13 protein-coding genes and 1 tRNA gene are annotated in these 14,030 nt (G+C 32.9%); all 14 read left to right on the plus strand.

Features of this window, described 5'->3' with window-relative positions:
- The first annotated feature begins 26 nt into the window (after positions 1-26).
- On the plus strand, positions 27-4,547 hold the full coding sequence (locus tag OCV48_RS06565; protein WP_147591449.1) for a PolC-type DNA polymerase III: 4,521 nt from the start codon (positions 27-29) through the stop codon (positions 4,545-4,547).
- A 45-nt stretch (positions 4,548-4,592) separates the two neighbouring features.
- A complete protein-coding gene (locus OCV48_RS06570; RefSeq protein ID WP_147591450.1) occupies positions 4,593-5,336 on the plus strand; it encodes a hypothetical protein in 744 nt (247 codons plus the stop codon).
- A 184-nt stretch (positions 5,337-5,520) separates the two neighbouring features.
- Positions 5,521-6,438 (plus strand): DHH family phosphoesterase, encoded by a 918-nt coding sequence (locus OCV48_RS06575; RefSeq protein WP_021982819.1) that lies wholly within the window; start codon positions 5,521-5,523, stop codon positions 6,436-6,438.
- Between the two features lie 223 nt (positions 6,439-6,661).
- Positions 6,662-6,733 (plus strand) — tRNA-Glu (locus OCV48_RS06580).
- 137 nt (positions 6,734-6,870) lie between these two features.
- Positions 6,871-7,347 carry a chemotaxis protein CheX gene (locus OCV48_RS06585; RefSeq protein ID WP_147591451.1) on the plus strand — a complete coding sequence of 159 codons (477 nt, stop codon included), beginning with the start codon at positions 6,871-6,873 and terminating at the stop codon, positions 7,345-7,347.
- A 143-nt stretch (positions 7,348-7,490) separates the two neighbouring features.
- A complete protein-coding gene (gene rplS / locus OCV48_RS06590) occupies positions 7,491-7,838 on the plus strand; it encodes a 50S ribosomal protein L19 (protein ID WP_021982821.1) in 348 nt (115 codons plus the stop codon).
- A gap of 160 nt (positions 7,839-7,998) precedes the next feature.
- The gene (lepB, locus tag OCV48_RS06595; RefSeq protein WP_021982822.1) at positions 7,999-8,562 is read left to right on the plus strand and encodes a signal peptidase I; all 564 of its coding nucleotides are present in this window, start codon (positions 7,999-8,001) and stop codon (positions 8,560-8,562) included.
- Positions 8,563-8,587: 25 nt separating this feature from the next.
- Complete coding sequence (locus OCV48_RS06600) at positions 8,588-8,830, plus strand: hypothetical protein (RefSeq protein ID WP_147591452.1); 243 nt, start codon at positions 8,588-8,590, stop codon at positions 8,828-8,830.
- Positions 8,831-8,982: 152 nt separating this feature from the next.
- On the plus strand, positions 8,983-9,336 hold the full coding sequence (locus OCV48_RS06605; RefSeq protein WP_147591453.1) for a GNAT family N-acetyltransferase: 354 nt from the start codon (positions 8,983-8,985) through the stop codon (positions 9,334-9,336).
- 214 nt (positions 9,337-9,550) lie between these two features.
- Positions 9,551-10,093, plus strand: coding sequence for a nitroreductase family protein (locus OCV48_RS06610; RefSeq protein WP_021982825.1), 543 nt, complete (start codon positions 9,551-9,553; stop codon positions 10,091-10,093).
- Between the two features lie 257 nt (positions 10,094-10,350).
- Positions 10,351-10,533: a hypothetical protein gene (locus tag OCV48_RS06615; RefSeq protein WP_021982826.1), complete on the plus strand. Its 183-nt coding sequence runs from the start codon at positions 10,351-10,353 to the stop codon at positions 10,531-10,533.
- Positions 10,534-10,591: 58 nt separating this feature from the next.
- Positions 10,592-11,452, plus strand: a complete 861-nt coding sequence (gene ylqF, locus OCV48_RS06620) for a ribosome biogenesis GTPase YlqF (RefSeq protein ID WP_021982827.1) — start codon at positions 10,592-10,594, stop codon at positions 11,450-11,452.
- Between the two features lie 15 nt (positions 11,453-11,467).
- A complete protein-coding gene (locus OCV48_RS06625; RefSeq protein WP_147591454.1) occupies positions 11,468-12,232 on the plus strand; it encodes a ribonuclease HII in 765 nt (254 codons plus the stop codon).
- A gap of 1 nt (position 12,233) precedes the next feature.
- Positions 12,234-13,964 (plus strand): flagellar hook-length control protein FliK, encoded by a 1,731-nt coding sequence (gene fliK / locus OCV48_RS06630; protein WP_147591455.1) that lies wholly within the window; start codon positions 12,234-12,236, stop codon positions 13,962-13,964.
- Positions 13,965-14,030 lie beyond the last annotated feature (66 nt).

The raw sequence follows: 14,030 nt of genomic DNA on the forward strand, positions 1-14,030 counted from the left end.
AGCAGTAGATGAAAGGTTGAGAAATTTTGGAAAGCAAAAGGTTTTTTGAAGTTTTTGATGGCATAAAAGTAGACGAAGAATTGTTAGAACTCTTTAGTGATATTATGGTTAAGCGAATAGTTAATAACCGTGCTAAGAGTTCTATTCGCATTTATATAGAGAGTAACAGGTTAATACATAAATCAGATATATATAAGATAGAGAAAGCTGTTGCTTCAATGTTTAATGGCAGACTTTCAGTAAAAATCATTGAACATTATAATTTATCAAGCCAGTATAATTCCGAGAATTTATTTAATATGTATAAGGATAGTATTATGCTTGAATTGTATAATTACAGCATAATGGAGTATAGCATTTTAAATAAAGCAGAGATTACATTTGATAATGATATTATGAATATTAAGCTAGATGATACGGTTATTGCTGAAGAGAAATCATCTGAATTAAAGAGAATCTTAGAGAAAATATTTAATGAAAGATGTGGAATAACCACGGAGGTCAGATATAATTTTGAGGAAGTTACCGAGCTTAAATATGAAAAGATTAATGAATTAAAGATGCAGCAGGAGGTTGCATCTATTATTTCTAATATAAAAAGCAGTAAAAGTAATAAAAATGCTGATGCTGTTACAAATGGCCAGAGCGATGAAAAATTACCAAAGTCAGATAAGGTTAAAAATGATAATTCTATAGCAGATAAAAAGAATAATAATTCTAATAACTCTAATGGCAACGGTTATGATAAATCTGAAGGTGGCTTTAAGAAGAGAGAGGGAGGCTTTAACAGAAGTTTTAGACGTTCAGATAATCCGGATGTCTTATATGGCAGAGACTTTGAGGGACAGAGTATTACTCTTCGTGAAATTGAGGGAGAGATGGGAGAAGTAATAGTCCGAGGACAGGTAATTGATATAGAAGAACGTCCAATAAGAAATGAGAGAACTATTCTTAGCATTGTTATATCAGATTTCACAGATTCAATTGTTATTAAACTGTTTATGCACGATGAGAATCTTAAAGAGTTTATGGATAAAGTCAAAAAGGGAATGTTTATCAAAGTAAAGGGAATCACCACAGTTGATAAGTTTGATAATGATTTGATTATTAATTCAGTATCAGGAATTATGAAGATTTCAGACTTTACGGTTAAGAGATTAGATACAAGTGTTGAGAAAAGAGTTGAACTCCATTGTCATACGAAGTTAAGTGATATGGATGGTGTGGCTGATGTTAAGGATCTGATTGCAAGAGCGAAAGAATGGGGACATACTGCGATGGCAATTACTGACCATGGTGTGGTCCAGGGTTTCACAGAAGCGTGGCATGCACTTCAGAAATTAGAAGGTAAGTTCAGTTTCAAAGAAATGTTTGACTTCAAGATGATATATGGAGTTGAGGCATATTTAGTAGATGATTTAAAGACAGTTGTAACTAATTCTAAGAATCAGAGTCTTGATGATGATTATGTTGTATTTGATATTGAGACCACAGGTTTCAGTCCGTTATATAATAAGATAATTGAAATCGGAGCTGTTAAGGTGTCTAAAGGGGAAATTGTTGATAAATTCAGCACATTTGTTAATCCTGAAGAACCTATTCCATATAGAATAGAGCAGCTTACCAGTATAAATGATGGTATGGTAATTGATGCACCTGCAATAGATAAAATTCTCCCTGAATTTCTTAAGTTCTGTGAGGGTGCAGTAATGGTGGCACATAATGCAGATTTCGATATGAGCTTTATAATAAGTGAGGGTAAGAAACTTGGTATAGAAAGAGATTACACTATTGTGGATACTGTTGCACTTGCTAGAATGTTACTGCCTCATATCAGTAAATATAAGTTAGATAATGTAGCTAAAGCATTGAATGTATCATTAGAGAATCACCATAGAGCTGTTGATGATGCAGGCTGTACAGCAGAAATCTTCGTTAAATTCATAGAGATGTTAAAGGTAAGGGATATATTTACCCTTGACGGAATAAATGAAATGGGAACTACAAGTGTGGAGAGAATTAAGAAGCTTCCAACCCATCATGCAATTATATTAGCGACTAACGAAGTGGGACGAGTACATCTGTATGAGCTTATTTCTAATTCAAATATAGAATATTTCAACAGACAGCCAAGAATACCTAAGAGTGATTATTTAAAGCATAAAGAGGGACTTATTATAGGTTCTGCCTGCGAAGCAGGAGAGCTATACCAGGCGTTAGTCGGTGGCAAAAGCGAAGAAGAGATTACAAGATTAGTAGAATTCTATGATTACCTTGAGATACAACCTATTGGCAATAACGAATTCATGTTAGAAAGTGATAAATATTCAGTAACTACTATTGAAGAATTACAGGATATAAACAGAAGAATTGTTAAATTAGGTGAACAGTTTAATAAGTTAGTTGTAGCTACCTGTGATGTGCATTTTCTAGATCCTCAGGACGAGGTGTACAGAAGAATTATAATGGCATGCAAGGGCTTTAAAGATGCAGATAAACAAGCTCCTTTGTATTTCAGAAGTACTGACGAAATGCTAGAGGAATTCAAATATTTAGGAACTGATAAGGCATATGAAGTTGTAGTTACTAATACAAATAAGATTGCAGATATGGTTGAGAATATGTTCCCGGTCTGTCCTGATAAATGTCCTCCTGTAATCGAGAATTCCGACCAGATTCTAAGAGATATCTGTTATGATACGGCACATAAAATGTATGGCGAAAATCTTCCTGAAATAGTTACTGAGAGATTAGAGCGTGAGCTTAATTCAATTATTTCAAATGGTTTCGCAGTTATGTATATTATTGCACAGAAGCTTGTGTGGAAATCAAATGAGGACGGCTACCTTGTTGGTTCGAGAGGTTCAGTTGGTTCTTCGTTCGTTGCGACAATGGCAGGTATAACGGAGGTTAATCCTCTAAGCCCACATTATTACTGTAAGAAATGTCATTTTTATGATTTTGATTCACCGGAGGTTAAGAAATATACCGGTGGTGCAGGTTGTGATATGCCTGACAGGAAGTGTCCTGACTGTGGTGAAGAATTAGTTAAGGCAGGATTTGACATACCATTTGAGACTTTCTTAGGTTTCAAGGGTAATAAAGAGCCGGATATTGACCTTAACTTCTCCGGTGAATATCAGAGTAAGGCACATGAATATACGGAAGTTATCTTTGGTAAGGGACAGACTTTCAGAGCAGGAACAATCGGTACAGTTGCCGAGAAAACCGCTGAAGCATATGTTAGAAAATATTGTGAAGAGCGTGGAATTAAGAAGAGAAGATGTGAAGTAACAAGAATTTCTAAAGGCTGTACGGGAGTCAGAAGAACAACCGGACAGCATCCAGGAGGAATTATAGTTCTTCCAATCGGACATAACATTAATACATTTACACCGGTACAACATCCTGCAAATGATATGACGACTAAGACGGTAACGACACATTTCGATTACCATTCAATTGACCATAACCTTTTGAAACTTGATATTCTCGGACACGATGATCCTACGATGATAAGAATGTTAGAGGATATTACGGGCTTAGATGCTAAGAATATCCCGCTTGATAATAAAGAGGTTATGTCATTATTTGCAAGTACAGAAGCACTTGGAATTAAGCCTGAAGATATCGGCGGATGTCCGTTAGGTGCACTTGGAATACCTGAGTTTGGTACAGATTTTGTTATCCAGATGCTTATAGATACTAAGCCACAGACTTTCTCTGATTTAGTAAGAATCTCGGGATTGTCACATGGTACAGATGTATGGCTTAACAATGCACAAACCGTTATCTTAAATGGTGATGCTACGATTTCTACAGCTATTTGTACCCGAGATGATATTATGATATATCTTATTAATAAAGGTTTAGAGTCCGAGCAGTCATTTACCATTATGGAATCCGTCCGTAAAGGTAAGGGACTTAAGCCGGAATGGATTGAAGAAATGAAGAAACATGATGTTCCGCAATGGTACATAGATTCATGTCTTAAGATTAAATATATGTTCCCTAAGGCACATGCGGCAGCATACGTTATGATGGCTTACAGAATTGCATATTTCAAGGTGTTTTATCCGCTGGCATATTATGCGGCATATTTCAGCATAAGAGCATCGGCATTCAGCTATGAATATATGTGTATGGGACGTGAACGTCTTGAATATTATATGGCAGATTTTAAGAAACGTAAGGAAACAAAACAGCTAAGTAATAAAGAAGAGGATATGCTTAAGGATATGAAACTTGTTCAGGAAATGTATGCAAGAGGCTTTGAATTCGAACCGATAGATTTATACAGAGTTGCTGCACATAAATTCCAGATTTTCGGTAACAAATTAATGCCTGCATTAAGTACAATCGAGGGAATGGGAGACAAGGCGGCGGATGCGGTAGTAGATGCTGCACTAGACGGACCATTCTTATCAAAAGATGATTTAAGAGAGCGTTCGAAAGCAAGTAAGACGGTTGTAGATTTAATGGATGATTTAGGAATACTTGGAGATATTCCTGAGTCCAACCAGATTTCATTATTCGATTTTATGTAGTGAAATATGAATAAACTTTAATAAATTAAAAGGTAATAAAATACAATGAATAAAGAGCAGTTTGAATCAGCTAAAAACAAAATAATCGGAATTAAACGAAACAGAAATGGAATAGGAACCCTTAGTGAGAAAACAGTTCACGCAATTCTTAAGAATTACTATGAGCCTGATGAGGATTACCATGAAATTCCAGTAAACGGTTATGTTGCAGATATCTACAGAGATGGAAATATCATAGAGATTCAGACTGCTAATTTTAATAAATTAAGAAATAAACTTGATGTCTTTCTTAATGATTATCAGGTAACGGTGGTATATCCGATGCCATATATCAAGTGGCTTAGCTGGTTAGATGAAGAGACTGGTTACATCGGTCCTAAACGTAAATCACCTAAGAAAGGTAATCCATATGAAGCATTTTATCAGTTATATAAGATAAAAAGTTATCTGACCAATCCTAATATACGGATTAAAATTATTATGATGAATATGGAGGAAATAAGACTTCTAAATGGCTGGAGTAAGGATAAGAAGAAAGGCTCAAGCAGATTTGACAGAATTCCTACAGAGATTGTAGAAGAGATTGACTTATACAGTTTAGAAGATTATATGCAGATGGTACCGATAGAATTAGCAGAAACATTTTGCTCGAAAGATTATGCTAAGGCATCTCATCTAAGCATCGGAATGGCACAGACCGCACTTAATATTCTTACATATACAGGGACAGTTAAGAGAATCGGCAAACGTGGCAATGAAATTCTGTATAACATAAATGAAAATGTATGAAATGAACGATAAAAATGTATAAAATGCACAGTTTTTATTGCTAAAAACACGAAAAAATGGTAAAATTGTTGTATGTTCAGTTGGTATTACATACACTGGAAATATCTGAAAATAATCGTGGAAAGGAGACTATCATTATATAAATGATAGTGATACTGTTTATGCAGTATTATGGGTGTAGATTATGAGATTAATAACAAGATCTGATTTTGACGGATTAGCTTGTGCTGTATTTTTAAAAGAGGCTGGAATTATTGACAGTTATAAATTCGCTCATCCAAAAGATTTACAGGATGGACTCATAGAAGTAACTAAAGATGACTGCCTTGCAAATGTTCCATTTGTAGAGGGCTGCGGATTATGGTTTGACCATCATTCAAGCGAGCAGGAGAGAAATGCTTATAAAGGTAAGTATGAAGGCTGTTCAAAGTCAAGTCCAAGTGCAGCACACGTTGTATATGATTATTATGGAGGTAAAGAAAGATTTCCTAGATTTGATGACTTATTAGCAGCAGTTGACAAGGTAGATTCAGCTAATCTTACAAAGGATGAGATATTAAATCCTACTGACTGGGTTCTTTTAGGATTTATAATGGATCCAAGAACAGGTCTTGGAAGATTCAGAAACTTCACTATAAGTAATTACCAATTAATGGAGAAATTAATTGACTGGTGCAGAGAGATGACAATAGATGAGATAATGAATATTCCTGATATTGTTGAAAGAAAAGAATTATATTTTGAACAGACGGAGAAGTTCATAGATATGATTAAGGATAATACTGTTTTAAGAGATAAAGTTATTATTACAGATTTGAGAGGTCAGGAGACAATCTATACAGGCAACAGATTTGTAATATACAGTTTATATCCCGAAGCTAATATATCCTGCTGGATAGTATCCGGTAAAGGTGGACAGGGTTGCTCTTGTGCTGTAGGTTACAGTGTTCTTAATAAGACAAGTAACGTAGATGTCGGAGCATTAATGCTTAAATATGGTGGCGGCGGTCACAAAGTAGTAGGAACATGCCAGTTCTCGGATGAGAAAATGGAGGAAATGATTCCAAAATTATTAGATGAACTTACAGAATTAAACAGATAATTACTAGTGGTTTTAAAGTCATATTCTGCTGTATAAGAATTTTATAAGAATTTTATAAGAATTTGAGTATATACATAAAAACAGAATATGGCTTTTAAAAACAGAATTATCAGGCATTTATCGGAACAAGTAATAATGTACTTAAATAAATACATAATATAGATAAAAAAAGACTTGCAAAATCAAAAAGTATACTATATAATACCAAAGTACGGTTTCGTATGGCTCGTTGGTCAAGCGGTTAAGACGTCGCCCTCTCACGGCGAAAACAGGGGTTCGATTCCCCTACGAGCTGCTAATATATACTTATATAGTTGTCGCATCTTTGGTGCGACATTTTCTGTATATAACAGATTTTAATGTGAAGTACATGAAGTAGAACTAATCTTAAGATTAAGCAATTTAGAAAGATGAAATATTGAGGTGTACGTATTGAAACAAGGTTTGGACGTTAAACACATAAATCCATTTTTGCAATCAACAATGAAGATTTTTGAGAATGCGGCACAGATAAAACTTGTATTAGGTAAACCAAGTGTGGCGGTACTTGATTTCCCTGACCATATCCTCGCATTACAGGTTGGTGTGACGGGTGATCTGAAAGGACAGGTTTTGTTGGTAATGACAATAGATAATGCTAAGACAGTTGCTAGTAAGATGATGTTTGGTATGCCGGTTACTGAATTAGATGAGATGTCTACATCGGCACTTAGTGAACTTAGCAATATGATAATGGGTAATACGGCTACATTGTTTTCAACACAATCAATCCGTATCGACATAACACCACCTATGGTAATGTTAGGAACACAGATGCATATTACTTCAGAGGCACAGGCACTTAAAGTTCCTCTTATATTTGAGGGCAATGAATTAGTAAGCTTATATATATGCGTGGCGAAAGAGTAGTAAAATATAAAAACGAAATATAAAAAATAGTGAAAAACACTTGCAATAATATACAATATATGTTAATCTAAAAAAGCTGTGAGAATGGATGGTCCTCTGCTACATATGTATTAAGAACATCTAAATATTAAGGAGGTCACACAATGAACGAAATTATTAAAAATATTGAAGCTGCTCAGTTAAAAGAATCAGTTGCAGATTTTAAAGTAGGCGATACTGTTAAAGTATATGCAAAGATTAAAGAAGGAAACCGTGAAAGAATCCAGGTTTTCGAAGGAACAGTTATTAAGAGACAGGGTGGAAGCTCTCGTGAAACATTTACAGTTAGAAAATTCTCTAATGGTATTGGTGTTGAGAAGACTTGGCCATTACACTCACCAAACGTTGATAAAATCGAAGTTGTTCGTTTAGGTAAGGTTAGAAGAGCAAAACTTAACTACTTAAGACAGAGAGTTGGTAAGGCTGCTAAGGTTAAAGAATTAGTTAAATAATTCTTAATATGAGAAGATTGAAAAGGACAAGTACTTATAGTATTTTGTCCTTTTTTTGACAAAAAAAGATTATGATATGATGTTGGTGCAATGTTTTTTTGACACCCTGTTTAGTAAAGAAATACCGAAATAATATTACCATTGAATGGAGGGTATTTGAATGAGATTTTATAATGCAATGCCTGATAAAAACATTTTTGTTGATAGAATATTAAAATGGATTGTTGATGTGATTGTTGTAATTGTATTGGCATTATTTTTTATGAATTATTTAGGACAGCAGTCGAAAGTTATTGGTAATTCGATGAATGACAGATTAAAGAATGGTGATAAGGTAATGATTAATACATTAGCATATGATATGCATTCGCCAGAGAGATATGATGTTATTATGTTTAATAAGAAAGAAAAAAACGGTGATAAGGTCGAATATATAAAACGAATAGTAGGTCTTCCGGGAGAAACAATACAGATTAAAGATGGAAGAATTTATATAAATGATAAAGAATTAAAATATAATGAAAAAATGGATGATATCGTTAATCCAGGTCTTGCAAGCCAGAAAATAAAGTTAGAATACGATGAGTATTTTGTAATTGGTGACAATTGGAACAGTAGTGAGGATAGCCGTTCTAATACAGTAGGAAATGTAAAGCTTAGTGAGATTAAAGGCAAAGTCTGGCTGATATCGTGGCCATTTGCAAGTATTAAAATTGTGAAATAGATATGAGATAAATATGGAGGTGCTAATGAAGTACTTGAATATAATTGATGAGATATTTTCTTCTGATATTGGGTTTTTTATGTTTGGTGGACTGATAGTTGCCATGGTTATTAGTATATGTTTAAAAATGACTAAGAAAATTATAGCTGGTGGATTTATAAGTTTGTTGATTTATGTATTATGTGAAATTGGATTAAATATTTCAGCAGATTATAAGAAGTGTAAATTAAGAAATCAGAAAAGCAATATTATAATGAATTGTAGATAATTTAAATTATTATAAATATTTGGTAAGGCTTATAAAAGAGAAAGGAGAATCCGGATATATTTAATAATAAATGTATCGTATCAGAATATTATGAAGTTAAAAAATATAATTTTTTATCAGATGATGCAAAAATTATTAGAAAACAGGTATTTATGGAAGAACAGGGGTTTAAAAATGAATTTGATGATATAGATAATATTTCATTTCATATAGTTATGTATGACGAAACCAGACCGGTTGCTACTTGCAGAGTATATGAAGATATAGTGAAAAATGAGTATATTTTAGGCAGATTATCAGTTGTTAAGGAGTATAGAGGAATGAGCCTTGGAGCCAAAATGATAGGCGAAGCAGAGAGAATTGTAAAGGAGGAAGGTGGAACGTCAATCAGGCTGCATGCACAATGCAGGGTAACACCTTTTTATGGACAACAGGGTTATAAAGAATATGGAGTCATAGAAGATGATGAGGGGTGTCCACATATATGGATGAAGAAACAATTATAGTAGAACGAAGAAGGATGAGCATAGGCTCATATAGACAATTGTAAGCGTGATTTTCTTTGCTAAGGATAAAAAGAAATATCAATATGCTTAATTAAAAAATATAATAAAAAATACAAATAGCTTAGTTAAAAAATACAAATATGCGTAATTAATATATGGTTAACTTAGGAAAAATATGGTATTATAAAGATATCAATTTTTGGAGGTTTTTGACATGGAAGCAATTGAATGTATTAAGACAAGAAGAAGTATTAGAAAATATGAGGACAAGCCTGTTGATAAGTCTTTAATTGAAGAGATTATTGAAGTTACAAGATTTGCACCAAGCTGGAAGAATTCCCAGACAGTAAGATATATAGCAATCTATGATAATGATATCAAGACAAAGATTGCAGAAGAGTGTATTATGGGACACGCAGGCAATAAGAATAATATAATGGGTGCACCTGTATTAATGGTTGAAGTTACTGTTAATAAGAGAGCAGGATATGAAAGAGACGGAAGCTATTCGACATCTAAGAAAGACCATTGGCAGTCATATGATGCAGGAATGTCGGCAGAAGTATTTTGCCTCGCTGCTCATGAAAAAGGACTTGGAACTGTTGTTATGGGAATATATGAAGAAGCTAAGGTGAAAGAGGTTCTTGGAATTGGTGAAGATAAATCAGTTTCAGCATTGATTGCTTTAGGATATCCTGCTGATGCTCCTGCTGCACCAAAGAGAAAAGAAGTAGCAGATATACTTACTTTTATGTAAAGAGTTTCGAATATCAATTAAAGTGTAGATGTGATTTATAAATTATAGCTTATTATAAGCCGGATAATGTGATATAATGCATTGTCCGGCTTGTTTGTAAGTTTGGGAGGATAGTTTTATGGTAAGTCAGGATTAATTATAAACACGTTTTGCCATACAATTTATTTTTATCCTATAAATTGAAATGAGATTGTTATGAGTTAGAGAATTGATGTTATAATTTATTGTTATATGATATAATATATTGCAAATGTTAAATGTATGCATTGGATGAGACAAGTAAACCACATTACTACGATAAAAAGAACGACGTATATTGGGTTAAATATGGAAATACAATAACAGAACATATTAACAATATATTAAAAAGTGGTGAACTTGAAACTGACACCGTCGGAAAAATCGACGTTGATAATTTTAAAAACTGTAAAGATATATAATTATGATATGATTATTGAAGTTGGATAGCAAAATTGATAGAGAATGGAAGTGGAAAAAATGAATAATGAAAATAAAACCAATATTAACTGGTATCCCGGACATATGACCAAAGCTAAAAGAATGATGGAAGAGGATATAAAACTTATTGATTTAGTAATAGAATTAGTAGATGCCAGAGTTCCTATGAGCAGCAGAAATCCTGATATAGACAGAATAGGTAAGAATAAGGCAAGACTTATATTACTTAATAAATGCGATTTAGCTGATGAGAGAATAACTAAAGAATGGGCAGAATATTTTGAAAATCAGGGATATTTTGCAGTAATGGTTAATTCTAGGAATGGAAATGGTCTTAAAGCCATTAACAATGTTGTAAAAGAGGCTTGTAAAGAGAAGATAGAAAGAGACAGAAAGAGAGGTATACTTAACCGTCCTGTTAGAGCAATGGTAGTTGGAATACCTAATGTCGGAAAATCTACTTTCATTAATTCATATGCTAAGAAAGCTTGTGCTAAGACTGGTAATAAGCCGGGAGTTACTAAAGGAAAACAGTGGATTAAATTAAGCAGTACACTTGAATTACTTGATACACCGGGCATTTTATGGCCTAAATTCGAGGATCAGACAGTAGCTATGCGACTTGCCTTAATCGGTTCGATTAAAGATGAGATTCTGAATACCACAGAGTTAGCAATGGACTTATTGAAATTCCTTACAGAGAATTATAATGGAATTCTGAATGAGAGATATGGAATTACCGAGAGTGATGATACATTACAGATGTTAAATGACATTGCATTTAACAGGAAATTCCTTTTAAAAGGCAATGAATTAGATATTGATAAAGCATCAAGAATTCTTCTTGATGAATTCAGAAATGGTAAACTTGGAAGAATTAGTTTAGAAAAGAATATATAGACAGAGGAACAACAGATGGCAGGAATAAAAATATCTGATATAAAAGAAGAATTTGCAGCCAGTAATAATATAGAAGGATATGCTGATTTAATAGCAAAATATTCTGATGATGAGCGTGCAGGAGTTATTAATTTAATAAAAAGATATCAGAAAGAAATCGATAAACATAATAAAGAAGTAGAACGAACCTATAATATGCAGGCATTTGAAAGAAAATACGGTGAATATCAGTATATTTGCGGGATTGATGAAGTTGGAAGAGGACCACTTGCGGGACCTGTATGTGCAGGTGCAGTTATTCTGCCTAAAGATGTAGATATTTTATATATAAATGATTCTAAGCAGTTAAGCGCCGCTAAAAGAGAAGAACTCTATGACATTATTAAGGAAAAGGCAATAGCTGTCAAAACAGCATATTCAAGTTCTGAGGTAATTGACGATATTAATATTCTTCAGGCTACATACAGAGCAATGCGTGAAGCTATTAATGAATTAGATGTAAAACCCGATATATTATTAAACGATGCAGTTAATATTCCAGAAGTGAATATAAAGCAGGTGCCTATTATTAAAGGTGATGCAAAGTCGATTTCTATTGCAGCAGCAAGTATTATTGCAAAAGTAGAGAGAGACAGGCTTATGGTAATGTATGATGAATTATATCCTGAATATGGTTTCGCCAAGAATAAAGGATATGGTTCTAAAGAACATATAGAGGCACTAAGAAAATATGGTCCCTGCCCAATTCATAGAAGGAGTTTCATAAAGGGGCTGATTTAAAGTGAATATAAATATATCTAATTATTATACAGATTCTCAATCTGCTTCAGATGCAGTTTCTAATTCAGGTTCTAACAGAAATGAAGCTGTCGACAGAAGTGTACAGAACCAGAATGTTCAGAATATAAATAGCCAAAATAACACTGGTGGAATAAATTTGAGAGATTTAGCTGCCGGTGATGTTTTTCGTGGTGAAATAATTAACATTAATAACCAGAATGTGGAAATTCTGTTAGACGGAAATGAACACATTAATGCAACTATGCAGCAAGCATTAGGACTTAATATTGGCGAAAAATTATTATTTCAGGTCAAAGATAATAGTGACACACAGTTAGTTATAAGACCGATAGCTAATAATGAAGTATCTTCTGAACTTGTTAATAAATCACTTCTCACAGCAGGATTAACAATTAATGATAAAAATATTGCGATAGTAAAAGAATTAATAGCTAATGGACAACCGATAGATAAGCAGTCAATCATAAATATGATTAAACTATCATCAGTTTATGCTAATGAGTCAATAGATAAACTTATTGATATGACGAAGAATGGAATAGAAATCAATAGAGAAAATCTAGATATGTATGATGCTTATACCACATCAAGTCATTATATTTCTGAGAATATTATGGAGATAGGAGATGGCATCTTAGAAGTATTTGAAAAACTATTAGAAAGTGATGTTAATTTTAGTGATTTCACAGAGAATAATGTTAACATAGAAGATACTACAGGAAATACTACAACAAATGATATTACTTCAGGTAATTTTAATGAAAATAGTATTAATCCGGAAAATTTAATGGGAAATACTATTAGTTCAGACAGTTTTACAAAAATCAATACAATTTTAGAAGATTTATCTAATATATTTGATGCAGATAATGATAATAAGCAGATTTCAGAAAGTATAAATGTGGATAAAAACAATATCTATAATAAAGAAAGTATACAGGAAGCTTCAAAGGAGAGCACAAAAGATTTTCTTAAAATGATAGACAGTTCTGATACTTTTAAGGAATTATCTGAAGTGCTTAAAAATATTGGTGAAAATATGCCAAAAGAAGCGTTTAATAATATAATAAAGTCACCTGTATTTAAAGAGAAAATCACGAAACTACTTATGGATAGGTTATATCTTAATCCCACTAAGTTAAGTGAAGATAAAAAGATTGTTAAGAATGAAGTAGATAAAATATATGATAAATTAAATAAGCTTACTGAAATGATTAAGAATATGCCTGAGAATGTTAAGAGTGAAAATCTGTCACTTGCGGGCGACAAACTAAGTAAGAATATGAATTTTATGAATGAATTAAATAACATAGAAGCATATGTCCAGGTTCCGGTTAAATTTTCAGAGGGAAATAAGAACGGAGACTTGTATGTCTATAACAGGAGAAGGAATAAGAAAATTAATGATGATACATTGACAGCATTTTTGCATTTGCAATTAGATTACCTGGGTGCAACAGATATAAATATATCGCTGAAGAAGAACAGTGTAACGGCTAAATTCACATTAGATGATGAGACTTCTAGAAATCTTGTAGAAGATAATCTTGGGGAATTAGCAGAAAGATTAGAGAAAATTGGCTATAATGTTACGATAAGTACAGAATTAAGTGAGAAGAAATCACAGGAATTCAATGCGATATTACCTATAACTTCTAATAATGAAAATGCTGTATCAATAAAGAGATATATATTCGATATACGCACATAATTTAAGTAGTTAAAGAAGCTGATTATTTATAGCTTAAAGTGTATAGAAGTCAATAAAGTATTCAAA

It is taken from the genome of Bovifimicola ammoniilytica, assembly GCF_025567085.1.
GTDB classification, from domain to species: Bacteria; Bacillota; Clostridia; order Lachnospirales; family Lachnospiraceae; genus Bovifimicola; species Bovifimicola ammoniilytica.

What these genes read in the sequence shown, in the direction of transcription:
- OCV48_RS06570 (WP_147591450.1), top strand. Translation starts at nt 4,593, where the DNA reads ATGAATAAAGAGCAGTTTGAATCAGCTAAAAACAAAATAATCGGAATT.
- OCV48_RS06575 (WP_021982819.1), top strand. Translation starts at nt 5,521, where the DNA reads ATGAGATTAATAACAAGATCTGATTTTGACGGATTAGCTTGTGCTGTA.
- rplS (WP_021982821.1), top strand. Translation starts at nt 7,491, where the DNA reads ATGAACGAAATTATTAAAAATATTGAAGCTGCTCAGTTAAAAGAATCA.
- lepB (WP_021982822.1), top strand. Translation starts at nt 7,999, where the DNA reads ATGAGATTTTATAATGCAATGCCTGATAAAAACATTTTTGTTGATAGA.
- OCV48_RS06600 (WP_147591452.1), top strand. Translation starts at nt 8,588, where the DNA reads ATGAAGTACTTGAATATAATTGATGAGATATTTTCTTCTGATATTGGG.
- OCV48_RS06605 (WP_147591453.1), top strand. Translation starts at nt 8,983, where the DNA reads ATGGAAGAACAGGGGTTTAAAAATGAATTTGATGATATAGATAATATT.
- OCV48_RS06610 (WP_021982825.1), top strand. Translation starts at nt 9,551, where the DNA reads ATGGAAGCAATTGAATGTATTAAGACAAGAAGAAGTATTAGAAAATAT.
- OCV48_RS06615 (WP_021982826.1), top strand. Translation starts at nt 10,351, where the DNA reads ATGTATGCATTGGATGAGACAAGTAAACCACATTACTACGATAAAAAG.
- ylqF (WP_021982827.1), top strand. Translation starts at nt 10,592, where the DNA reads ATGAATAATGAAAATAAAACCAATATTAACTGGTATCCCGGACATATG.
- OCV48_RS06625 (WP_147591454.1), top strand. Translation starts at nt 11,468, where the DNA reads ATGGCAGGAATAAAAATATCTGATATAAAAGAAGAATTTGCAGCCAGT.